Origin of the sequence: Nostoc sp. NMS9 (assembly GCF_017114995.1) — a bacterium.
Lineage (GTDB): Bacteria > Cyanobacteriota > Cyanobacteriia > Cyanobacteriales > Nostocaceae > Nostoc.
This window is the reverse complement of the sequence record NZ_JABXKL010000005.1, coordinates 163,544-184,484: the sequence shown is the minus strand read 5'-3', so window position 1 is coordinate 184,484 and position 20,941 is coordinate 163,544. Positions and strand designations below refer to the sequence as shown.

At 41.5% G+C, this 20,941-nt stretch carries 21 protein-coding genes and 1 pseudogene; 9 read left to right on the top strand and 13 right to left on the bottom strand.

The genetic code is table 11. The annotated features are described in order from the left end of the window. The first annotated feature begins 42 nt into the window (after nucleotides 1–42). From HWQ40_RS02890 to HWQ40_RS02870, 5 genes and pseudogenes are all read left to right on the top strand, one after another. The gene (locus HWQ40_RS02890; protein WP_292774861.1) at nucleotides 43–378 is read left to right on the top strand and encodes a DUF2499 domain-containing protein; all 336 of its coding nucleotides are present in this window, start codon (nucleotides 43–45) and stop codon (nucleotides 376–378) included. Then, nucleotides 375–677 carry a DUF3593 domain-containing protein gene (locus tag HWQ40_RS02885; protein ID WP_292774860.1) on the top strand — a complete coding sequence of 101 codons (303 nt, stop codon included), beginning with the start codon at nucleotides 375–377 and terminating at the stop codon, nucleotides 675–677. Before HWQ40_RS02890 ends, HWQ40_RS02885 begins: the two co-directional genes overlap by 4 nt. A 184-nt stretch (nucleotides 678–861) precedes the next feature. Further along, nucleotides 862–1,635: a 1-(5-phosphoribosyl)-5-[(5-phosphoribosylamino)methylideneamino]imidazole-4-carboxamide isomerase gene (gene hisA / locus HWQ40_RS02880; protein WP_292774859.1), complete on the top strand. Its 774-nt coding sequence runs from the start codon at nucleotides 862–864 to the stop codon at nucleotides 1,633–1,635. Between the two features lie 127 nt (nucleotides 1,636–1,762). Continuing rightward, a pseudogene (locus HWQ40_RS02875) lies at nucleotides 1,763–1,954 on the top strand (Uma2 family endonuclease); the annotation flags it as partial. A gap of 334 nt (nucleotides 1,955–2,288) precedes the next feature. After that, a complete protein-coding gene (locus tag HWQ40_RS02870) occupies nucleotides 2,289–2,693 on the top strand; it encodes a hypothetical protein (protein WP_292774858.1) in 405 nt (134 codons plus the stop codon). A gap of 190 nt (nucleotides 2,694–2,883) precedes the next feature. Here HWQ40_RS02870 and HWQ40_RS02865 read toward each other — a convergent pair whose 3' ends face one another. Together HWQ40_RS02865 and HWQ40_RS02860 are read right to left on the bottom strand one after the other, a co-directional pair. Further along, nucleotides 2,884–3,075: a hypothetical protein gene (locus HWQ40_RS02865; RefSeq protein WP_292774856.1), complete on the bottom strand. Its 192-nt coding sequence runs from the start codon at nucleotides 3,073–3,075 to the stop codon at nucleotides 2,884–2,886. Nucleotides 3,076–3,325: 250 nt separating this feature from the next. Further along, entirely contained in the window at nucleotides 3,326–3,931 is a 606-nt protein-coding gene (locus HWQ40_RS02860) for a DUF3318 domain-containing protein (RefSeq protein ID WP_292774855.1), read from the bottom strand. Nucleotides 3,932–4,163: 232 nt separating this feature from the next. Here HWQ40_RS02860 and HWQ40_RS02855 point away from each other — a divergent pair, with 232 nt between their 5' ends. After that, nucleotides 4,164–4,424 carry a hypothetical protein gene (locus HWQ40_RS02855; RefSeq protein ID WP_292774854.1) on the top strand — a complete coding sequence of 87 codons (261 nt, stop codon included), beginning with the start codon at nucleotides 4,164–4,166 and terminating at the stop codon, nucleotides 4,422–4,424. 72 nt (nucleotides 4,425–4,496) lie between these two features. Here HWQ40_RS02855 and HWQ40_RS02850 read toward each other — a convergent pair whose 3' ends face one another. The 5 genes from HWQ40_RS02850 to HWQ40_RS02830 all read right to left on the bottom strand — a co-directional run bounded on the left by HWQ40_RS02850 (nucleotide 4,497) and on the right by HWQ40_RS02830 (nucleotide 10,163). Then, nucleotides 4,497–6,146, bottom strand: a complete 1,650-nt coding sequence (locus tag HWQ40_RS02850; protein ID WP_292774853.1) for an iron uptake porin — start codon at nucleotides 6,144–6,146, stop codon at nucleotides 4,497–4,499. Nucleotides 6,147–6,277: 131 nt separating this feature from the next. Beyond that, nucleotides 6,278–6,907, bottom strand: coding sequence for a Crp/Fnr family transcriptional regulator (locus HWQ40_RS02845; protein ID WP_292774851.1), 630 nt, complete (start codon nucleotides 6,905–6,907; stop codon nucleotides 6,278–6,280). Nucleotides 6,908–7,339: 432 nt separating this feature from the next. Then, nucleotides 7,340–8,008 (bottom strand): phosphate signaling complex protein PhoU, encoded by a 669-nt coding sequence (gene phoU / locus HWQ40_RS02840; RefSeq protein ID WP_292774849.1) that lies wholly within the window; start codon nucleotides 8,006–8,008, stop codon nucleotides 7,340–7,342. A gap of 29 nt (nucleotides 8,009–8,037) precedes the next feature. After that, nucleotides 8,038–9,357 (bottom strand): ATP-binding protein, encoded by a 1,320-nt coding sequence (locus HWQ40_RS02835; protein WP_292774848.1) that lies wholly within the window; start codon nucleotides 9,355–9,357, stop codon nucleotides 8,038–8,040. Nucleotides 9,358–9,410: 53 nt separating this feature from the next. Continuing rightward, nucleotides 9,411–10,163 carry a response regulator transcription factor gene (locus HWQ40_RS02830; RefSeq protein WP_292774847.1) on the bottom strand — a complete coding sequence of 251 codons (753 nt, stop codon included), beginning with the start codon at nucleotides 10,161–10,163 and terminating at the stop codon, nucleotides 9,411–9,413. A gap of 510 nt (nucleotides 10,164–10,673) precedes the next feature. Here HWQ40_RS02830 and HWQ40_RS02825 point away from each other — a divergent pair. Together HWQ40_RS02825 and HWQ40_RS02820 are read left to right on the top strand one after the other, a co-directional pair. Then, a complete protein-coding gene (locus tag HWQ40_RS02825) occupies nucleotides 10,674–11,657 on the top strand; it encodes a hypothetical protein (RefSeq protein ID WP_292774846.1) in 984 nt (327 codons plus the stop codon). Nucleotides 11,658–11,710: 53 nt separating this feature from the next. Beyond that, nucleotides 11,711–12,790, top strand: a complete 1,080-nt coding sequence (locus HWQ40_RS02820) for a hypothetical protein (protein ID WP_292774845.1) — start codon at nucleotides 11,711–11,713, stop codon at nucleotides 12,788–12,790. 395 nt (nucleotides 12,791–13,185) lie between these two features. Here the strand turns inward: HWQ40_RS02820 and HWQ40_RS02815 are convergent, their stop codons facing one another. From HWQ40_RS02815 to acpP, 5 genes are all read right to left on the bottom strand, one after another. After that, entirely contained in the window at nucleotides 13,186–13,596 is a 411-nt protein-coding gene (locus HWQ40_RS02815) for a PIN domain-containing protein (protein WP_292774843.1), read from the bottom strand. Nucleotides 13,597–13,602: 6 nt separating this feature from the next. Next, a complete protein-coding gene (locus tag HWQ40_RS02810; RefSeq protein ID WP_292774842.1) occupies nucleotides 13,603–13,896 on the bottom strand; it encodes a hypothetical protein in 294 nt (97 codons plus the stop codon). A 114-nt stretch (nucleotides 13,897–14,010) separates the two neighbouring features. Beyond that, the gene (gene tkt / locus HWQ40_RS02805; RefSeq protein WP_292774841.1) at nucleotides 14,011–16,038 is read right to left on the bottom strand and encodes a transketolase; all 2,028 of its coding nucleotides are present in this window, start codon (nucleotides 16,036–16,038) and stop codon (nucleotides 14,011–14,013) included. A gap of 327 nt (nucleotides 16,039–16,365) precedes the next feature. Beyond that, nucleotides 16,366–17,616: a beta-ketoacyl-ACP synthase II gene (gene fabF, locus HWQ40_RS02800; protein ID WP_292774840.1), complete on the bottom strand. Its 1,251-nt coding sequence runs from the start codon at nucleotides 17,614–17,616 to the stop codon at nucleotides 16,366–16,368. A gap of 236 nt (nucleotides 17,617–17,852) precedes the next feature. Then, nucleotides 17,853–18,107, bottom strand: a complete 255-nt coding sequence (gene acpP, locus HWQ40_RS02795) for an acyl carrier protein (protein ID WP_292774839.1) — start codon at nucleotides 18,105–18,107, stop codon at nucleotides 17,853–17,855. Nucleotides 18,108–18,537: 430 nt separating this feature from the next. Here acpP and HWQ40_RS02790 point away from each other — a divergent pair, with 430 nt between their 5' ends. Further along, on the top strand, nucleotides 18,538–19,443 hold the full coding sequence (locus tag HWQ40_RS02790) for a CoB--CoM heterodisulfide reductase iron-sulfur subunit B family protein (protein WP_292774837.1): 906 nt from the start codon (nucleotides 18,538–18,540) through the stop codon (nucleotides 19,441–19,443). A 234-nt stretch (nucleotides 19,444–19,677) separates the two neighbouring features. Here the strand turns inward: HWQ40_RS02790 and HWQ40_RS02785 are convergent, their stop codons facing one another. After that, entirely contained in the window at nucleotides 19,678–20,409 is a 732-nt protein-coding gene (locus HWQ40_RS02785) for an iron-containing redox enzyme family protein (RefSeq protein WP_292774836.1), read from the bottom strand. Nucleotides 20,410–20,941 lie beyond the last annotated feature (532 nt).

Genomic DNA, 20,941 nt, shown 5'->3' with positions numbered 1-20,941 from the left:
GTCTCTACTCCTAACTCCTAACTCCTAACTCCTAACTTTCTTATGAACGCCCTTTCGATTCCCACCTGGATTATTCATGTTTCTAGCGTTATTGAGTGGATTGTCGCCATTTGGTTAATCTGGACTTACGGCGAACTGACTAATAACCGCAGCTGGTGGGGATTATCCCTTGCCATGTTACCAGCTTTAGTCAGCGCTATGTGTGCCTGTACCTGGCATTATTTCGACAACCCCGAATCTCTGGAATGGCTGGTAACGCTTCAAGCTACCATGACTTTAGTTGGTAATTTTACACTTTGGGCAGCCGCGTATTTGATTTGGCGTTCTACCAAATCTATTAACACTGTTGAACCAAAACCTATTAAATCAGAGCAATGATTTCTAAAGAAACCCTGTTTGCACTTTCACTGTTTCCCTATTTGGGTTTCTTGTGGTTTATCAGCCGCAGTCCGCAAATGCCGCGTTTGGCACTGTATGGATTTTACGGCACGCTCGTCTTTGTTGCTATCACCATCCCGGCGGGGATTTATGCTGTATTGCATTATGGTAAGTCTTTAGCCAATGTGGATTGGTTGCACGGTGGTGCAGAACTATTTTTGACGCTTTCTAACATCTTGCTTGTGCTGGGTTTTGGGCAAGCTGTAAGGCAATTAAAAATGAAAAATGAAAAACAGTAAATTCAGCTATAAACCTCGTCCATGTTGAAACCTGGAGTTTTGAATTATTCTGTTGTGTCATTGCGACGTTCGCTCTTAGCGTTAAGGCAGGGTAGGAAGCAATCGCAAAACTTTGGTAAAAAACTACAGTTCTCAAGTTAGACGAGGTTTAGATAGCGTTTTGATTGCAATGAGGAAGAGTTAAATGGACGTAATTCCAGCGATTGATTTACTAGAAGGTCACTGTGTGCGACTGTATCAAGGAGACTACGATCGCTCGCAAGTTTTTAGCGAAAATCCTGCTGATGTTGCCAAACAGTGGGTAGATCAAGGTGCTACTAGATTGCATATAGTTGATTTAGATGGTGCCAAAGCAGGTAAAGTAGTAAACCTGGGGGCAATTGAAGCGATCGCTCAAGCGGTGTCAGTACCCATTGAAATTGGTGGAGGATTGCGCGATCGCACCAGCGTGCAACAAGTATTCAATCTAGGCATACAGTGGGCAATTCTCGGAACCATCGCCGTAGAACAACCCCAGTTGGTGCAAGAACTCTGCCAAGAATTTCCCGAACAGATTATTATCGGTATTGATGCCCGTAACGGTCGAGTAGCAACTCGCGGCTGGTTAGAAACCTCGGAAGTTTTAGCAACTCAACTGGCTGTACAAATGCAAGAATTAGGTGCAGCCGCCATAATTTACACAGATATCCACCGAGATGGTACACTTACAGGCCCAAATTTAGAAGCTTTGCGAGAACTTGCAGCAGCAATTTCCATCCCGATAATTGCCTCTGGTGGGGTAAGTTCCGTCACCGACTTGTTGAGTTTGTTGGCGTTAGAACCTCAAGGCGTGACTGGCGTAATTGTCGGACGTGCCTTGTATACTGGGGATATTTTACTCAAAGAAGCATTACAAGCGATCGGGCCTGGGCGAATTCAGGATATTCCACCGAATCTAGGTTTTTCTAGCTTTGCTTGACATTTTCTGTCTTTGCTAAGTTCCCAAATGCAGTCTATTTGTAGACAGGAGTTTTGTTCAGCGTTGCTGAATGAATCTTGGTGTAGAGACATTGTAATACAACGTCTCTACAAAGGTTTGAAATCAACCGATGGGTTTAGAATTGGGTATTTGGCAAGGCCGCTATCAAAATCTAGAATTACCCTGGTTGCGCTGGTGGGATAATCAGGGTAATTTGCTACAAACAGGATGGGAGCGATGTCTACGACGGGCTACGCCTACGCAACGCTTGGCTGCTAAACTGAGAGAATTAAATATTAACCCCGACGAGTTAGTTTAATTATTTTGGCAACTACCTTTAGATAGATAAGGTAAACACTACGCGGTTTCTCATTAGAAATCCCTTGCTAGTACTGAAAAAATCTACATCTCATCTTGAATTTATTTTGTCAAGGTGTAATCCCTTGTATGGTCTAATAAATCAGCAAGGCTTTCTTTGGACTGAATTTATATTCATGCTTTCAGTAGATGCAGTTATAACTTTGCAAATGTAATAATACATATGTTCTCAAACAATAAATAGTTGCTGTTGTTCAAATAAAAAATTAGATTTTATCAGACTCTAGTAACTTTGGTTTTTAGACAATTGTTTGATGTTTTGAGAAGGTAACACAATGAATAAAATCCTAAAACGCGCACTTTTACCCAGCCTCATGGCAGCAAGTTTAGCTGGTGTCACCTTAGTTCCTGCCAAACCCGCTGCGGCTGATGACCAAGTACTAAGAGATGCAGGTATTGGGGCTGTTACCAATGTTGTAACCGGAGCAGTTAGGGGACGTCATAATGTATTAAGAAATGCTGTTAGGGGTGGTGTCACTGGCGCAGCTGTCAATGGTGCAAATGGTCTGAGAAACACTCGCAATCGCCGCCACCGGAACGCTGCTCAAGATGTCGGAGTCGGTGCAGGGACTAGTGCATTGACTGGTGTAATTACTGGCGATAGGAAAGACACCCTTGGCAATGCTGTTGATGGTGCTGCTGTAGGTGGAGCAATCCATCTATTAACCAATCACAAATAATTCGTAAATTCATCAGCTGAAATACTTTACCAACGATTAACGAACTTATCCCTCCCTAATTCCTCTCCTTCCTAAAAGGAGCAAACCCAACCTCTTTTTCCTCCTAGTACGGAAGGGAGGTTGGGATATTTTCTGTTGAGATATTATGCCAGCGTCAGAATCGTGATGACGTTAGGTTTAATAGTAATCCCTAGCCCTTCAACGCCTTTCTAAAGTTTCGACGATAAGATTGATTTGTAATAAACAAAGCTGGCCATAGCAAAGATAAACCAATCCGATTGGTCAAAGTTGGATTAAAATTAGTCCGTCCAAACCCATTCCAAAACTTCCAAGCCCCGCCTCCGTAAACCCCTATCAAGCCAATAAAAATTAAGGTACTCATTCCCATCAACTCCGTTAGTAACTGACAGAATTTAAGTTAAGTTTTACCACACGAGGTAATCACCTCATAAGCAACACCGAGAAGGTATGACAAAACTCCCCAGTTTTTGATATCTAAGTAAGTTAAACACACATCTCTTATTCCAGTGTAGAATACCCTCATGGAGGTTTTTGATTGATCGCTCTCAAAAACTCATATAAAGACTTTTCACTTTAAATGTTGCTACAAATGGGCAGCAGAGACATTTATTTTACTTATCATAACTTTCTGGTATACCCACTGGTGATAAACCTGCGATCGCTCGTAAGTTTTGGCAACGAATCAACTCAGTAAAATTGAAACTGAAACGCCCTTCAATTTTGGCTACCGCTTCAATTGCAGATAATAGGTGCTGTGCTGCTTCAGCTTCTGAATAACCGCGCCGCTGTGCTATCTTAATTGCAGCTGCATCGGCATTTAACTCTGACTCTTGAGATTTATTCGTGCGCCAGATCCGAAAAGCAGCGATCGCACTTAATCCCCCAGCTACAGCAACGCCCACTACATCTGACTGTGCTGCTTCCAAGAATCCGCCTAACAGCCCAGCTAACACCACACCTTGATAAATGTCGGGTTTAAACCACTTTACTCCCGTCAACCAGCTAACCATCTGCAACAGCAGCAAGTCTCGTTGCGGCTTTGTCAAGCGACGCCACAAATCAAAATTAATATATATCGGTCGCGCTTGGTTCCAGGGTTGGGGAAAGGAAGCGTCAATTACTTTTGCTTGCTCTGGCTTACTGACGATTTTTGTCGTCATCCGACCAGAAGCTGGCATCACATCTAACAAACGGCGAATTTCAACATTTGGCTCCATAAATTTAATTATTAGCCATAATGTGCATAGTAACTAGGTGTGTAAAAAATAAAGTTTTCGTGTTAACCTTTGATTTATGAGATGCTCTCGCAGTCTTGAATAAATTCAGATCGAGCTATAAGAATATTGATTAAACAGTTTGATAGTGTGGCGGGATTTTATAGTATTCGTTTGCCGCCAAATTCAAAACGTCAAAGTTTTGGCTTGCCATTAAGACTATATTTGTAACTACATGGACGCTTTTGCTACCCTCCCACCTGAATGGACAAATAAGGCAATACATGCTTATGATTTTTGCTGTCCTAACTGCCACTCAAGTAGCCTAGAAGCTGAGAAAGTTTGGCTAAATCGGCGATCGCCTGTACTTACAGAAGACCGTCGTCGCAAATGGCAAGAATTCTACTACTGTCACTGTGGTTCTGTGTGGTGGGCTTGGAGTAGCGATCGCCCCCCAAAAGATATATCCAATCAGCCAGATTATAATCCTACATAGCTAATTTTCTTCCGAAACAAAACCCCACCTAAAAGTGGGGTTTTATTTATCTAATTCTGAGCTTTGCCAATTTTAGAAAGTGAAGGTAGTACGTAGAGTACCTACATATTCAGTGTCGTTAGCGTCGTTGTGCTCTGGATTGAAGATTACCAACAAGCCAGGTGTTACCTGAATATTATCGGAAACCTTGTACTTGTAAAGACCCTCTAAGTGATAAGAGGTACTGTCGTCGAAGGTAGTATTGCCAGCGACATTTTTGATGCTACCACCAGTAACTTTGGGTGGTTGACCAAAGATGATACCCAAAACGTTGCCTTCGCCACCAAAGTCTTTCAAAGCAAGCGCTCCAGCCCAGTACCAAATATCTGCGTCTGCACCTGCATTAGCACCAGTAAGCGCATCAGCAGTGGTATAACCTCCCCAACCACTAAGAGCCAATTGAGGACTAAATTGGAAGGTAGCTTCTACACCGTAGTTATTGGATTCTGTACGAGTGTTAGCCCCAAAGGGAGTGTTGGCAAAAATACTACCTGTACCTTGGAAAAGGTTATTAGCCGCACCATCAGTTTGATAAGTACGGGCATAGGTTAAGCCAATATTAAAAGCTTTGGTGGGTTGGAAAGATAACTGACCAAAAATCGCGTTATCACCATCCAACAGCCCATTATTCAGGGTTGGGTCGTTAGCAGTCCTAGCTAGATAAGCACCAGTCAAACTGATAGCGCCTTTAGGATTGAAAGTAACAGTTACACCAGCGCCACCTTGACCTTGACGATATATGGGGCTGAAACGTCCAAACCGAGAGAGAGCACCTCTAGCAGAGCTAGTAAAGTCAGGGTTGAAAGTATTAACGTTTTCATATAATTCACCACCACTAGCATCAACTTTGACACGTACTGCGTCGGTCAAGTTGAAAGCATAGTTGATTTTATCAATTACAACAGCGTTGCCGTTATCTCCATCAAAACCCAAGCGGGTCATGTTGGTACCAGTACCAGTACCCAATGCATCATTACCACGATTGGAGATGGTGTTATTAGCATTCAGCCGGAGTTGCAACTGGTCTTTACCAGTGAAACTGCTCAATAAGTTCAAACGAACGCGATCGCTAAAAGTGGTGTTATAATTCAAGTCTTGAGTAGGATCGCCACCAGGAACTGCTCTATTGTCGCCAAAAACATCAGACACAGCGAAAATAGCTTCCCCAACCAACTTGGTGGTAGTGGAGAACTGATTAGCTTCCAACTCAGAAGTGCGCGCTTCTAGTCCATCAACACGACCGCGCAGAGTTGCTAATTCAGCAGAATATTCTTCTTGTAAGCGCTGTAAAGTAGCTAAATCTTGTTTGCTGACCAAATCGGCAGTAGCTGTAGCAATCAGTTCGTTAACCCGATCTAAACAGGCATTCAAACCTGCGGCAAATTCATAGCGGGTTAAAGCACGGTTCCCACGATAGGTACTGTTAGGATAACCTGCAATACAGCCGTAGCGCTCAACTAGAGATTGTAAAGCTTGGAATGCCCAATCTGTAGGCTGCACATCCGAAAACTGAGAAACTGATGTTACCTGACTCATGTCGTTAGACTCTTGAGCTTCAGATAACTGGTCAACATTTGTTAGCTGTTCCTTGACTTCAGCAGCTAAGGCATTATTAGCAACGAAAAATGTAGCAGCTAATACAATCGGACTAACCTTAAAAAGATTCCAGAATCGTTTTGTCATGTTTTTACTTTCACTCACACCTACAATAATCCACCCATGAGAAAATGCTTTAAGCACTTCTGTTTTGTGGATTTTACACACAATCACAGCAACGATTATACATTTATCCTGTGATTATTACAAGCAATTAGTTAGCATACTGCTGAACTATAATTTTTAATTAATTTATTTGGTAAGCGCAAAATAATGCGGCGTTTGTGACGTAAAACTGTTCCTTCTTCCTCTAACTGCTGTAGGAGTCGGGTAACAGTTACTCGCGTAGTATTTAACACTTCAGCAATATCTTGATGGGTAACATTTAAATCAATTAGCTTGCCCTTGTCTACGTCACGTCCAAATTTTTCACTTAACCAGACTAAAAACTGCCATAAGCGTAGCGAAATTGGTTTTCGATGCACAATGCTTAGTAGATCCTCTGCTTGTTGAATATGAGACAACAAAGCATTAATATCCTGATGCCACAAATGAGGTGGCACAATGCTTACTTCCACGCCCGTGAGACATTCAATCTGGTAGGGCTTCACCTTAGACAAAGGATAGCCAATCAGATCCCCTAGTCCCCAATAACCGAGAGTGATGAATGTTCCATCCTCACTCCACGTTAAGGTACGAACTGCACCGTATTCAATGCGCCAAATTACGTCATTGTGAGGTGGAATTACTTCCCTACGGGTAAATATCTGCTGGGGTAATTGTCCGCCCAAAGCAGAACCATTTAACACAGCAGAAGAGTTTGAAGTAGGAATTGGGGAATACATCATTAACCGTAACTACATAATTATCAGGGAATCTCGCTATTTACAATGATTAAGAAACTCTAATAATTTGTATTAAAAATCACCTGTATCTCTGAAAGTCTATTCTTCTCAATCAGAGCTAGAGACTAACTCAAAATCTTCTGATGGTAACAACTTTTGCTTAAGGTATCTATCAGTGAGATAGAGCCGAAATTTTCAGTTGTTTATCTGTTACTTTAATTGTGTAAGTTTAAGAACAGGTAAGCTTTTAGTAAAATATTTAGTTAACTTATTTTTAATTATTTGGTATTTTATGAAGACTAAGTAAGTATGGAGGCGCAAATAATCTATGAAGATAGTAGGGTGGAATGGCGCTTACTAAATCACTGGATTTAGATCCCCAACTTCTTGCAGACACCTGGAGAGTAGAAGTCGGGGATCTGGGTGGCATATCAATTAGGAGCGTTGACCGGTGACAATATATGCTACTCTTTGACCGATATTAGTAGCATGATCTGCCATGCGTTCCAGACAACGAATTGCCAGTGCCAGCAGTATAATTGGCTCGACTACACCAGGCACATCCCGTTGTTGGGCTAAAGTCTGATAAACGCGATCGTAGGCATCGTCTACAGTATCATCCAGATGTTTTAAACGGCGTCCACCAGCTTCATCAAAATCTCCCAAAGCCTTTAAGCTAGTTGCCAGCATCGCCTGTGCGTGAAGGGACATAGCTTCAATGTCGGGCATTGACGTATGAGGCGCGTAAGGAAAAATTTTAATCGCAATCTCAGCTAAATCCTCAGCATAATCGCCAATGCGCTCTAAATCTCGCACTAGCTGCATAAAGGCACTCAAGCAGCGCAAATCGGGAGCCGTAGGCGCTTGTAGCGTCATAATCGCCGTACAGTCTGATTCGATTTGTCTATAAAAGCGATCAATCTTTTTATCTAATCGGGGGAGTTCCTCAGCTGCTGTTAAGTTACGAGCAAATAACGCTTGGTGGCTGAGGCGAAATGATTGTTCTACCAAGGCACCCATGCGTAATACATCCCGTTCTAAGCGCCTAATGGCGCGTGCGAGTTGTGGTCTTTGAGGATTAGGAGTATAATCGATGGCTTTCACACTTGTTGTCTTAAAGGTGAAGAATATTACTAACTATAGTCTTGGCTTAGGGAGTTCGCCATAACTTCAGGAAATTGGAGTTGCATCCACGCACCGCCAGTTTCTGGATGGTTCATCGCTTTGATTGAACCACCGTGGGCAATTAGAATTTGCTCAACGATCGCTAATCCTAATCCATTGCCAACGATCGCTCCTATGGAGTTACTATCTTGGGGAGAATGAGTTCGCGCTTTATCTCCTCGATAAAATCGCTCAAAAACGTGGGGTAAATCTGCCTCAGAAAAGCCGACTCCAGAATCAATAAGACTTATTTCCAAGATTGGGGAAGCAGGATCATTATCCTTTGTTGATAAGATTTTCGCTTCAACGTAAATGCTTGTACCAGGAGGACTGTACTTAATGCTATTGTCTAGCAAGTTGAGAAAAACCTGGTAAATTCTGGCTTTATCTGCTTTAATCCAAAGATTTTCTGGGCCCGAATAAGAAAAAGACAGATGTTGACGCTGTGCTAAGGGTTCTAGTGTTTCCCAAACAGATGTAATGAGCGATCGCAATTCTACAGCTTTAGCTTGTAATTGCATTTTTGGGTTTGCTTCCATTTGGGTGAGGTCTAACCAGCTTTGCACCAAGTTAATCAGCCGATCAACTTCTTGCATTAGGCGGTTAACCCAGCGATTTAAAGGTGGTTCCAAGCGGGTTTGTAAAGTTTCCGCAACCAAGCGAATCGAAGTTAGTGGCGTTCTGAGTTCGTGTGCTAGATCAGAAAAAGAGCGATCGCGTACTTGATTTATATCTAATAGGGGTTGACGATTTTCTAAAAATACTCCCACTTGTCCATTGGGTAAAGGCAAGCTACTGGCCCGCAAAGCCAGAGATTTAATTGTTGCCATCTCTGCTGCATCATCACAAGATGGATGAAATATCCATTCTCCCGTTTGTGGTTTTTGCAAATCACGAGTTTGCTCAATTAAATGGTCGAGTTCATAAGACCTGACCAACTCCAATAACAACCGTACCTGTTCTGGTTGCCACCTTTGCAGATACAAAATTTCCTGCGCCTGTCGATTACACCACAGCAGTTGATTTTCCTCATCCACCTGTAAATATCCCACTGGTGCAAAATCTAGCAGGTCTTGATAAGTTTGCAACGACTGCTGCAAATCTTGCCGTTGCTGCTTCACCATTGCTATTTCTTGCCGCAACCCAGGAATCAGCAACAGTCCCATATTGTAAGAATGGGAGGTTAACGGTCGGAGTAAGCGCCCCAGGTAGCGGTTAAGTTGAACCTGTTGCCAAACCCAAAACCCAATGCCTACCGCTAAACCCAGAAAAAATCCCAATAAAAGCATTTGAGTTGTTAGTTTCTTGGTGACTACTAAAAACTAACAACTATCCCAACTAATTATCCAAACCTATAGCCAAAACCTCTTACAGTCACAATATATTCGGGATGACTGGGGTCTTGCTCTAATTTTTCGCGCAACCACCGAATGTGAACGTCTACAGTTTTACTATCGCCCACAAAATCCGGCCCCCAAACCTGATCGAGCAATTGTTCCCGTGACCATACCCGGCGGGCGTAACTCATAAACAGTTCCAGCAAACGGAACTCTTTGGGGGAAAGACTCACTTCTTGACCGCGAACCAGCACGCGACATTCTTGAGGATTCAAGGAGACATCCTTAAACTTTAATACTGGTATTTGTGGTAAATTACTTAGGCGTTGGCGGCGGAGTAAAGCGCGACAACGAGCAACTAACTCGCGCATACTAAAGGGTTTGGTCAGGTAGTCATCTGCACCCACCTCTAACCCCAAAACGCGGTCAGTTTCACTACCCTTAGCACTCAGCATTAAAATAGGTACTGGGTTGCCTTGATGACGCAGCAAACGGCAAATATCTAACCCATTGATTTGCGGCAGCATCAAATCAAGAATGACCAGATCAAAGGGAAGTTCCCCTGAATTGGTTTCAAAACTTTTGAGATACTCTATAGCAGACCGCCCATCAGGGGCTGTTATCACCCCGTAACCTTCTTCTTCCAGAGCTACAGCTAGCATTTCCTGGATTAATTCTTCATCTTCTACTACTAGAATACGGCTGGTTTGTCCAATGCCCGTTCTGGCAGAGTATTTGGTCGATTCACTGGTATACATTGATATCACAAAAGTCTAGGACTGTGCTTGTATCAATTAGGATGATTAAGTCTATTATCTCGCCTTACTGCAACCACATTTCGACTAGGGTTAATTCTTTTAGATTTTCTTTACAAAAAGTAACATATACCACAGCAGTCTCCTAAATCATAAATAACTGTGGCTGCAAGCTTCTATAGTTATTTAATTAAGGACTTTGAATTTTCGATTCTGTCTTCAAAAGATCCAAAGACATTATTGCATGAAGATTATCTTGACAGAGGAGATTAGGTTAGGTATATTTATTTTAGTACAAAAGTACTATAATTATCAAAGGGAAAACTATATCTGAAAAACAGAAGGACATACATGTGGAAAATTCGTACCCACTAAGTGTCAGATGTTGATCATTTCAGTATTTCCACTGCGTTAAAAATGTTGATTCAAAGGCTACTCTGATGTCTGCATAGGGTAGTCATTGGTATGGCTTGCTACCCAATAAATAATTTGCCTATTGAAGGGAGTTGGAAGATGACTACAGTTGGAGTCAAAGACAGCAAACAACAACTAATGCAAGCATTTCAACAAATTATTATCCAAAGAAAAAAACTTGAATCTAAAATAGCAACCAAACAAGAGGAAGCAGAAAAGGCAAAAAGTCAAGAAATTCTGCAAGCAGCTTCTGCATATACAGTTGATAGTATTGTCAAAGGTTTAGCTGATTTACAATTGGAGTTTGGCAGTATTCTCAACGGATTATCTGAAAAACTAGCTCAGGAAAATTCCAAGTTAGATGAATTGAACCGAGCGATAGAAATTGAAACTCAACGCCTACAAGAACTGCAACAAATTAGAGTTGTAGCGGATACTCTAGACATTTTAAGTCAAGAACATCAAGAAAAATTAAAAATTCTTGAACAAGATACTATTAGCAAAAAGGAAGCACTAGAGAAAGAAATTATAATTAGGCGGAAAGAATGGCAAAAAGAGCAAGCAGAGTATGAAGAAAAACTCCAAGCATACAATGATTTATTAGCCAAAGATCGCCAACAAGAACAAGAAGAATTTCAGTATAAGTTAGAAACTACTCGTAAACTTAATACAGACAGCTACGAAGGGATAAAGCGCCAACAACAAAGGGAAATACAAGAAAATTCTCAAAAGAAAGAGAAAAATTGGGTAGAACGAGAAAAAATCTTCGCTGAACGCCAACCACTCTTTGCAGATTATGAACAAAAAGTAACTACATTTCCTAGCGAACTTGAAGAAGCTGTTAAGAAGGCTAGAGAAGAAGCAATTAAAGAAACAAGCCAAAAAGCTAAAATCGAGGCTGATTTATTTGAAAGAGAATGGGAATCGAATAAACAGAGTTATGAACAAAAAATTCAATCTCTGGAAGAAACAATTAAGAAACAGTCTGAGCAAATAGAAGGCATTTCTGCTCAATTGCAAACTGCATTAAAACAAGCACAAGACTTAGCTATGAGGGCTTTTGGTAGTTCTAACCCTAAATAGTTGTGAATTCGTAGCATCTTAATCATTTTGAATTCCTGAAGAGGAGGTTTGTTGTGGTGGGGAAAAAACCGACTGATAAGAATACTAAAGTAGAAATTCTTCAGGCGTATGAGGAGTTGGCAAAAGAAAAAGTAGCACTGAAATCAGAACTCGATAAAGTTACCAAAGAAAACCAGTCTGGAACTAAAGAACAGCCTAAATTAGAACAAAAAATAGCTATGAATCAGCTTTCTAGTGTCCAACAAAAGATGAACAATACAATTGAAAGCTTGGCAAAGATTCAATTAGGTTTTGGCAGTGCTGCTAATGAATTATCGGAACAGCTAACCACAAAAGCCTCTAATTTGGAAGAAATAAGGCGAACTTTAGAAGAAGAAATCCAACAATTAACACAACTGCATAATTTAGAAATTTCTGATGATATCTTGGATACTCTCATCCAAGCCTATGAAGATAATACTAAAGCTTATCAGGAAGAATATAGCCGACGTTCTGAAGTGTTATTCCAAGAAATACTAGAGCAAATAAATACTTGGGGAAAAGAACAAGAGGAACAGCAACGGGCAATAAAAGAACGGAATGAAAACTTGAATAAAACTCGGCAACGCGATGCAACAGAGTATAAGTATAATTTAGAACTCCAGCGGCAACTGCAAAATGACGAATACGAACAAGAGCAGAAAGCGCTATATAAGCAACTGGAAGAATTACTCCAAGAAACAGAAAAGCAGTGGGCTGAACGGGAGAAAGCAATTTCTGAGAGAGAGAAACAATTTGAAGAGTTAAAAGCCAAGGTAGAGGCTTTTCCAAAAGATAAAGAAGCAGCCATCAAAAAAGCTACAGAAGAAGGCAAAGGTATCGCCCACTACCAAGCTAAAGTAAAATCAGATTTATATTCTAAGGAAGTGGAAGGGCAAAAGCGTTTCTATGAACAAAGACTGCAATCTCTAGAACAAACTATTACTAACCAAGAGACGCGAATTCAAAATCTTTCTAAACAACTTGAATCCGCTCTCAAACAAGTTCAGGATTTGGCAGTTAAAGCTATTGAAGGTACTTCAAATGTTAATTCATATCAGGCAATCAAAGAAATAGCTTTAGAACAGGCAAAGACTCAAGCAAAAAATAAATAAGCTGATTTATTTTTGATGATAATTGGAGAGACTTATTGAATTTAAGTCTCTCCAAGTAATTCTAATACTTTTTATTCGGTTTTCTTTGGTTTTTTGATGTCTGGAGGAGGTTGTACTTTCTTCTTCTTTGTTGAGCTAGCCTGCGTTTGCTTCAATGCTTTGTTGGAATTTTGTTCTTGACTAGACATAATGCTAAGTTTTAATATCTCCTACAATATTATTTACATTACAAGTATCATTCATTACATCAATATATCACAGAGAATTTAAGTTTAACTAAAATAATATGTTCTAAATTTAAACCATGTACTGAGGCTCTGAAATCAAGATGGAGCCTGTTTTTACAACGCTGTAATTCATAAGATTAAATCAATTGGAAACTTGAGTAATTTTCATCAAGATTCCATTCTCAACCAATTTTCTAAATTAAGCCTCTCGACTCTCAACAAATCAGAATCATCTGAAATCAGAACCAAACCGCGTACAATTGCCGTAGCCGCTATTAATACATCAGCCTCTTGTATTTTCCTACCCTTTCTTTTTAAATCTGCATGAATTTCGCAGGGTTTTTCTATAATTTCTAAATCATCTAAAAATAAAATTCTATAAATTCCACAAAATTTATTTAAATCAGATATCTGTCTGCTAGCATTTGCATAAAGCAATCCTCTTTTGGATTCAAAATAGGTTATACAACTTATAAATACATCTTCTCCCAGAAAACGCACCTCCTCTAGCTTACTATTTACCTTCTGATTATTCTTCAAAATAGCCGTTAATATATTCGTGTCGAGAAGATAGCCCATTTATTCCTATCTCCTTTCTACTGCTGCATCAAACATCTCTATTTGCTCTGGTGTTAAATCATTTAATGTTCCAGAAACTGCCTCTATTACTAAAATACTATCAATTCTGTCTGTTAATTCACCATCAGAAAGAGCATTTATAAATTCTGGTGAAAACTTATCCAATAAATTAACTAGATGTTGAATAATTTCTTGTTTATCTAATCTTTCTTGATAAAGAATATTATCTTGAATTAACTTATCGACAATTTTTGATAACCGTGCAATCGCTATATCTCTTTTACCCGAAACGTCCTGCATAACTTCCTCTCAATTCTTCAGTGATTTATTCAATTATAGTTAATCTTCCTCTGCGCGTAAAAAAAGGTGGGCAAGATGCCCACCCCGCAAAATTTTGAGAATATTCTGTTGCTATTAACCCAACAATTGTTTAGCCTTAGCTAACACATTATCAACGCTAAAGCCAAACTTCTCTAAACAAACATTGCCTGGAGCCGAAGCACCAAAGCGATCAATACTAACAGTATCGCCTTCAGTACCTATGTACTTGTGCCAACCGAAACTGCTACCAGCTTCTACAGACAAACGCTTGGTGACAGCTTTCGGCAGAACGGACTCTTTATAAGCCGCATCCTGTGCTTCAAACAGTTCCCATGAGGGTAGCGAGACAACACGGACTTTCTTGCCTTCAGCCGTGAGTTTTTCGGCTGCGCCGACTGCGAGGCTCAGTTCTGAACCAGTGCCAATCAAGATGATCTCAGGTGTACCTTCGCTATCAACCACGGTGTATCCACCCTTCGCCACGCCTTCAACCGATGTACCTGCCAAGTTGGGGACGTTTTGACGGGTAAACGCCAACAGAGACGGAGCGTTTTGCTTGGCCTTTTCGATCGCTATTTTATAAGCACCAGAGGTTTCGTTACCGTCTGCGGGACGAAACACGGTTAAATTAGGAATAGCTCGCAAGGAAGCCAGAGTTTCAATGGGTTGGTGCGTGGGGCCATCTTCACCTTGTCCAATGGAATCGTGGGTCATCACCCAAATCACACCAGCTTGGGAAAGGGCGGATAAGCGGATGGCAGCACGCATATAGTCTGTGAAGATCAAAAAGGTAGCACCGTAGGGAATTAATCCCGAAGCGTGCAGCGCTATCCCATTACAGATTGCGCCCATAGCATGTTCCCGTACACCAAAGTGGATGTTGGGGTTTTCGTAGTGCCCTTTTTGAAAGTCGCCTTTGCCCTTGACTTCGGTAAGGTTGGAGTGGGTCAAGTCAGCCGAACCACCAATCAATTCAGGTAAAACTGCCGCTAATTTGTTGAGGGAGATTTCTGAGTGTTTGCGGGTGGGTTGTCCTTTGTCTTCTGGGGTGTAGGTGGGTAGTACCTTATCCCAACCGTCAGGTAGTTTGCTGCTTATGTAGCGTTCAAAGTCAGCCGCTTCTTGGGCATACTTAGCTTTGTAGTCTGCAAAAGTCTTGTTCCATTCGTCTTCGTAACCTGCGCCACGTTCCACTGCTTTGCGGGTGTGGTTGAGGGCCTCTTCTGGGACTACGAAAGGCTCATATTCCCAACCCAAATTTTTCCGAGTCAATGCTATTTCGTCTCCACCAAGGGCAGCACCGTGAACACCAGCGGTGTTTGCTTTATTGGGGGAACCGTAACCAATAATGGTTGTTACCTTGATGAAAGAAGGCTTATCGGTAACAGCTTTGGCTGCTTCAATTGCTTTGGCGATCGCTTCTAAATCGGTATTGCCGTCCTCGACGTGTTGGACGTGCCAGCCGTAAGCTTCAAAGCGCTTAGAAACATCTTCGGTAAATGCCACATCGGTTGAACCGTCGATGGAGATGTGGTTGTCGTCGTACAGAGCGATGAGTTTGCCTAATCCCAAGTGTCCTGCGAAAGAACAAGCTTCACCAGAAATTCCTTCCATGTTGCAACCGTCACCCACAATTACGTAGGTGTAATGGTCAACAATCTTGGTATCGGGTTTGTTAAATTTAGCGGCAAGGTGCGCTTCGGCGATCGCTAAACCGACTCCATTGGCAATTCCTTGACCCAAGGGGCCAGTGGTGACTTCCACGCCTGGGGTCATGAAGTTTTCGGGGTGTCCGGGGGTTTTAGATTCCCATTGACGGAATTGCTTGATATCTTCAATGCTGACGCTATCGTAGCCTGTCAGGTACAGTAGGGCGTACTGCAACATCGAGCCATGACCGGCAGATAAGACAAAGCGATCGCGGTTAAACCATTTGGGATTCTTGGGATTAAACTTCAAAAAGCGATCCCAGAGTACAAAAGCCATCGGAGCCGCACCCATTGGTAGTCCTGGGTGTCCCGATTTTGCCTTTTCTACGGCATCAACAGCCAAGAAGCGGATCGAGTTAATAGCCAGTTCTTCGACGGACAATTCTTTGGCGGATTGGGTTGCAACAGTCATAATCTCTTGTTTTTAACGACGGGTTAGCACTCTTCGTAGCTTCTCTTGCTGGGGTTATTTTAGATTCCCCACAGTATCCTCATCATCCCACTCCCACTTGTCGATGGACAAGCGGGATCTCCTGAGTTTCTGGTGATAAATCAAGCTGATAATTGGGTCATGCTGAACGCTTACTTTATATCGGAATGATATTTCTGATACATTGGGCATTGGGCATTGGGGATTGGGCAAAGGAGCAGAGTCGGATCAAACTACTGAATTCTGACTCCTGAATTCTGAATTCTGACTTTTGCTTCCTGCCCCCTGCCTCCTGCCTCCTGACTTCTTTTAAACGTATTTCTTAAAGGCCAGTGTGACATTATGACCGCCAAACCCAAAGGAATTGGATATTGCCACCTCGACTTTTTGAGCGCGGCTAGAGTTAGGCACGTAATCTAAGTCACACTCAGGATCGGGATTTTCCAGATTAATTGTCGGTGGAATTTGGTCATTAGCGATCGCTAGTACTGTTGCGACTGCTTCAATACCTCCAGAACCGCCCAATAAATGACCTGTCATCGATTTGGTGGAGCTAATTGCCACTTTATAGGCATATTCTCCCAAGGCTTTTTTGATTGCTGAGGTTTCAGTTGAATCATTAGCTGGGGTGCTAGTGCCGTGGGCGTTAATATAGCTAATTTGTTCGGGAGTTATGCCAGCATCTTTGAGCGCTAGTTCGATCGCTCTAGCGGCTCCAAGTCCACCAGGTACGGGGGAGGTGATGTGGTAGGCATCACAGGTCATGCCATAACCGATCATTTCCGCATAAATGTGAGCGCCGCGACTGATGGCGTGTTGCAGTTCTTCTAGAATTAAAATTCCTGAACCTTCACCCAAAACAAATCCGTTGCGATCGCGGTCAAAGGGACGGCAAGCATGAGCCGGGTCATCATTGTTAAAAGAGAGTGCTTTGCAGGCGGCGAACCCAGCTATCGATAAGGGTGTGACAGCTGACTCCGTTCCCCCGCAAATCATCGCTTGGGCATATCCCCCTTGAATTAAGCGAAAAGCATCTCCAATAGCGTTGGAACCAGCGGCACAGGCAGTTACAGGACAGGAGTTTGGCCCTTTAGCACCCGTGTGAATTGCCGTTAATCCTGCGGCCATATTGGCGATCATCATCGGAATCATGAATGGACTACAGCGATCGGGGCCACGGTTGAGGTAGATAGTTTGCTGGTCTTCTAATACCTTAATCCCACCAACGCCAGAACCGATCATCACACCTACCTGTTCTGCATTCAGGTCATTGATCGCTAACTCCGCGTTAGCTAAAGCCTGTTTTGCTGCCGCAACCCCAAATTGGGAAAATCGATCCATGCGCTTGGCCTCTTTACGCTCCAAGTAATCATGCGGATCGAAGTTTTTCACCTCACCAGCAATCTGGCAATCATGGCGAGACGGATCAAATAATGTGATGTAGTCAATGCCATTGCGTCCACTCAATAATCCATTCCAATATTCTGTTGCTGTGTTACCTATAGGTGTAATCGCGCCAACACCAGTTACAACAACGCGTTTACGTGTATGATCTGTCATGATTCAGTTAAAAATGGCGAAAAAGCTAGCAGGCAAAAAATTTGAGGTTAGCGACTAGGTACTGGTGAGCCAGCGCGATCTTAAAGGTTTCCTTTACGAGCGACTGGCATCGGATTTGCTGACTTCAAGTGACTGTCGTTAACGTCAGCATTAGTGACATTAGCAGCGTCAGGCGAAGAGTGGCTAGATATTAGAGAAAAATCTCCCCAATCCCAATCCCCAATTCCAATCCTCAGTTAAGCTGAGGCGGTAACTTTGTTATTGATGTAATCTACTGCGTCTTGAACCGATACAATCTGTTCGGCAGCTTCGTCAGGAATTTCGATATCAAATTCTTCTTCCAAAGCCATCACCAGTTCAACGGTATCTAAGGAATCTGCTCCTAAATCTTCCATAAATTTGGACTGGGGAGTGATTTTGGTATCATCTTCAACACTCAGTTGTTCGGTGACGATTTTCTTGACCTTTTCAAAAAGTTCCGTTTGGCTCATAAATAATAAAAGTCCTTAACCAGTTGCTAGGTTCTGCTCTTTACGGGAAACATTGTTTTGAGCATATACATCTTATCGTCAAGCGCGATCGCCCGCATACTTCCAAGGGTTTTTCTGCTAGAAAACCTCTCCCATTCCTAAAATAAATGAGGTAAGTTTTCTAGGAACACTTGAGCAGTAGAGCGTGCTACGCCATCCCCAATACCGTGTAAATGCTTTGGTTTTCCAATTATTGCTAAAATTTTTTACAATGTCTCGATCAGTATTTACAGCCTTGCTAGCAGTTAAGAATATGTAGATGCCGCGACCCCTAACTGTCTAGGTTAAAGGGTAGCTAAACGTCAAACATCAGATCAGAACTTTGGTGCTAACAAGGGAATGATAAAACAGTTATTGTTTAGAGCGATCGCTCTAACCCAAACATACTTCTATGCTACCTCAGACACTGAAATACGCTTACTTCCCCGGTTGTGTTGCTCAAGGGGCCTGTCGGGAACTTTACCAATCAACTCAAGCGCTTACCCAAGCACTGGGCATTGAACTAGTTGAACTTAAAAAAGCTGCTTGCTGTGGTTCTGGCACATTTAAAGAAGATTCGCAACTGCTAGAAGATACAGTTAACGCCAGAAATATTGCCCTAGCAGAAGAATTAAATTTGCCCTTACTTACCCATTGCAGCACTTGTCAAGGTGTTATCGGTCACGTCAACGAACATCTGAAGGAATGCCAGACAACTAATCCTGTTTACATTGAACAAGTTAATGGCTTGCTACATAAAGAAGGCTGTTCGCCTTATCGCGGCAGTACTGACGTTAAACATCTTCTTTACGCCTTAGTAACAGATTACGGTTTAGAGGAAATTACCAAACGTGTCACCCGGAAGTTAACTGGATTAAAATGTGCGGCTTTTTATGGCTGTTATCTCCTCCGCGCCCAAAAATCTATGCCTTATGACGACCCTTTCCAACCGGAAGCGATGGAAAATATGTTTCGGGCGGTGGGTGCAACACCAATTTATTACCGAGGGCGGACACAATGTTGTGGTTGGCCGCTTTCTAGTTATGCCACTACCCAATCTTTCAAGATGGCAGGGATGCATATTCAGGACGCTTTAGCATCTGGTGCTGACTGTATAGTTACGCCTTGTCCTCTGTGCCACTTAAATTTAGATTCGCGTCAGCCAGAGGTAGAAAAGGTGATTGAACAAAAGCTAGGTTTACCAGTGTTGCATTTACCCCAGTTGATTGCTTTGGCACTTGGGGTTAGTCCAAAAGAACTGGGTTTAGACCGTCACATTGTTTCTACAAAGCCAGTGTTGGAAAAATTAGGATTTTAGTTTATGGATTACAAGGGGCTTAAGTCCCTTGTCTGGTTAATTGATTGGACTTTGGACGATTAACAGTATTCGTGTACTTTTATTTGTCCGAAGTCCAATAATTTAAATGTTAGCTAGATTTACGCCGTACATGTTTTGATAAAAAAATTTCCAAAATTAACCAACTTACAATATATAAGACTGGTAATTTTGGATAATTTTAATTAAACTCTAATTTTGAGAATTGCTTTGGTATTAGCTTCGTAAAGTTAACGCTTCTTTTTCGATGTTTTCATCCATCCAAGAAAACATATCACCAATTGATTTAACCATATCTTCAACTCCTTCACGGAAGAGTTCAACATCTTTCTCAGACTTGGTATAAATTTGGGCCACTTGAATCAATTCGTCTGTATGTTCTGGATCTAAGTGACAGTGAAGATGAAAATATTCGATGGTATGGTCATCAATCCCTTTAAATATCTTACGAATTCCTTCGATATATTTGATGAAAATTCCAGGTAAGACTTGCTCAATTGCTGCAAATCTTCCTAAAGAGCGTACTATAGGTTCATCATCACAAAATTCAAATTTCTTAAAGCGTAATGCCGGAATGAGAAACGCTCCATCATCGGCATTGATATCAATTTTAGGACAATCAATACCTTTCATAAAACGCATAAAAAGTGCTACATGAGCAAAGTCTGGGTTGAGTTCTCCATGCTCTGTAAATGCATTTTCTAGCATAATAGTTCTAGCATGGTAACTATCCATTTTTGACGCAACTTTCAGAAATGCCATATTGAATCTGTTTGAGCCAGGTAGCATTTTCATAGCAAACTGGCGGATTGCATCTTGTGAAAATTCTCCCTTGGCAAAGCGTTGAACGAAGGGATGTAGAGACAAATCTTGTACAGTCGTGAGTTCTAACAAAACTTGCTGTAATTGGTTTGATATCTTAGTATCCAAAGAAAGAATTGCAGTCATTATTCTAGGAGATAAGTGGGTTGTTGTTGATGCTTGATTGTCTAATTTGGCGTGAATATCTAGACAATTATTCACGCAGCTTGCATAGCAAAAAATGCATACTCCTTGCAACTATGTTTCAGAGGATGTTTGCAAATGCTTATTAACAAAGTGAACTCACTTCAGTTACTTGATTGACTGATTGGATGCGAATAATGGACAATTACTGAGGCAAGTTTACATAGTAAAATGTGCATACCCTTTGTAACCATACTTCCCAAGTTATTTGCAAATCCTTATTTCGGTTAGGATCAGCTTGAAAATTGAGATTATCTTCAACAATTGAGGCTAAACTTTAACTAGAATGCGTTTGAAAAATTTTTGTTTTTGGTTAATTGAACTGTACGCACAATTATTTTGACTAATTTATTACCCTCTTTGATAAAAGAATTCAGTACAAGTTCGTACTTTGTCCTCATAAAAATTCTAGTGTTTTATTTTTTTCTAAGCAAATAAAAAAAATATCATTAACTAAATCTTTACTTTTTTCTAT

What these genes read in the sequence shown, in the direction of transcription:
- HWQ40_RS02890 (WP_292774861.1), top strand. Translation starts at nt 43, where the DNA reads ATGAACGCCCTTTCGATTCCCACCTGGATTATTCATGTTTCTAGCGTT.
- HWQ40_RS02810 (WP_292774842.1), bottom strand. Translation starts at nt 13,896, where the DNA reads ATGCAGGACGTTTCGGGTAAAAGAGATATAGCGATTGCACGGTTATCA.
- tkt (WP_292774841.1), bottom strand. Translation starts at nt 16,038, where the DNA reads ATGACTGTTGCAACCCAATCCGCCAAAGAATTGTCCGTCGAAGAACTG.
- HWQ40_RS02855 (WP_292774854.1), top strand. Translation starts at nt 4,164, where the DNA reads ATGGACGCTTTTGCTACCCTCCCACCTGAATGGACAAATAAGGCAATA.
- HWQ40_RS02885 (WP_292774860.1), top strand. Translation starts at nt 375, where the DNA reads ATGATTTCTAAAGAAACCCTGTTTGCACTTTCACTGTTTCCCTATTTG.
- HWQ40_RS02850 (WP_292774853.1), bottom strand. Translation starts at nt 6,146, where the DNA reads ATGACAAAACGATTCTGGAATCTTTTTAAGGTTAGTCCGATTGTATTA.
- fabF (WP_292774840.1), bottom strand. Translation starts at nt 17,616, where the DNA reads ATGACAGATCATACACGTAAACGCGTTGTTGTAACTGGTGTTGGCGCG.
- HWQ40_RS02830 (WP_292774847.1), bottom strand. Translation starts at nt 10,163, where the DNA reads ATGTATACCAGTGAATCGACCAAATACTCTGCCAGAACGGGCATTGGA.
- hisA (WP_292774859.1), top strand. Translation starts at nt 862, where the DNA reads ATGGACGTAATTCCAGCGATTGATTTACTAGAAGGTCACTGTGTGCGA.
- HWQ40_RS02790 (WP_292774837.1), top strand. Translation starts at nt 18,538, where the DNA reads ATGCTACCTCAGACACTGAAATACGCTTACTTCCCCGGTTGTGTTGCT.
- HWQ40_RS02865 (WP_292774856.1), bottom strand. Translation starts at nt 3,075, where the DNA reads ATGAGTACCTTAATTTTTATTGGCTTGATAGGGGTTTACGGAGGCGGG.
- acpP (WP_292774839.1), bottom strand. Translation starts at nt 18,107, where the DNA reads ATGAGCCAAACGGAACTTTTTGAAAAGGTCAAGAAAATCGTCACCGAA.
- HWQ40_RS02845 (WP_292774851.1), bottom strand. Translation starts at nt 6,907, where the DNA reads ATGATGTATTCCCCAATTCCTACTTCAAACTCTTCTGCTGTGTTAAAT.
- HWQ40_RS02835 (WP_292774848.1), bottom strand. Translation starts at nt 9,357, where the DNA reads ATGCTTTTATTGGGATTTTTTCTGGGTTTAGCGGTAGGCATTGGGTTT.
- HWQ40_RS02870 (WP_292774858.1), top strand. Translation starts at nt 2,289, where the DNA reads ATGAATAAAATCCTAAAACGCGCACTTTTACCCAGCCTCATGGCAGCA.
- HWQ40_RS02825 (WP_292774846.1), top strand. Translation starts at nt 10,674, where the DNA reads ATGACTACAGTTGGAGTCAAAGACAGCAAACAACAACTAATGCAAGCA.
- HWQ40_RS02815 (WP_292774843.1), bottom strand. Translation starts at nt 13,596, where the DNA reads ATGGGCTATCTTCTCGACACGAATATATTAACGGCTATTTTGAAGAAT.
- HWQ40_RS02860 (WP_292774855.1), bottom strand. Translation starts at nt 3,931, where the DNA reads ATGGAGCCAAATGTTGAAATTCGCCGTTTGTTAGATGTGATGCCAGCT.
- HWQ40_RS02785 (WP_292774836.1), bottom strand. Translation starts at nt 20,409, where the DNA reads ATGACTGCAATTCTTTCTTTGGATACTAAGATATCAAACCAATTACAG.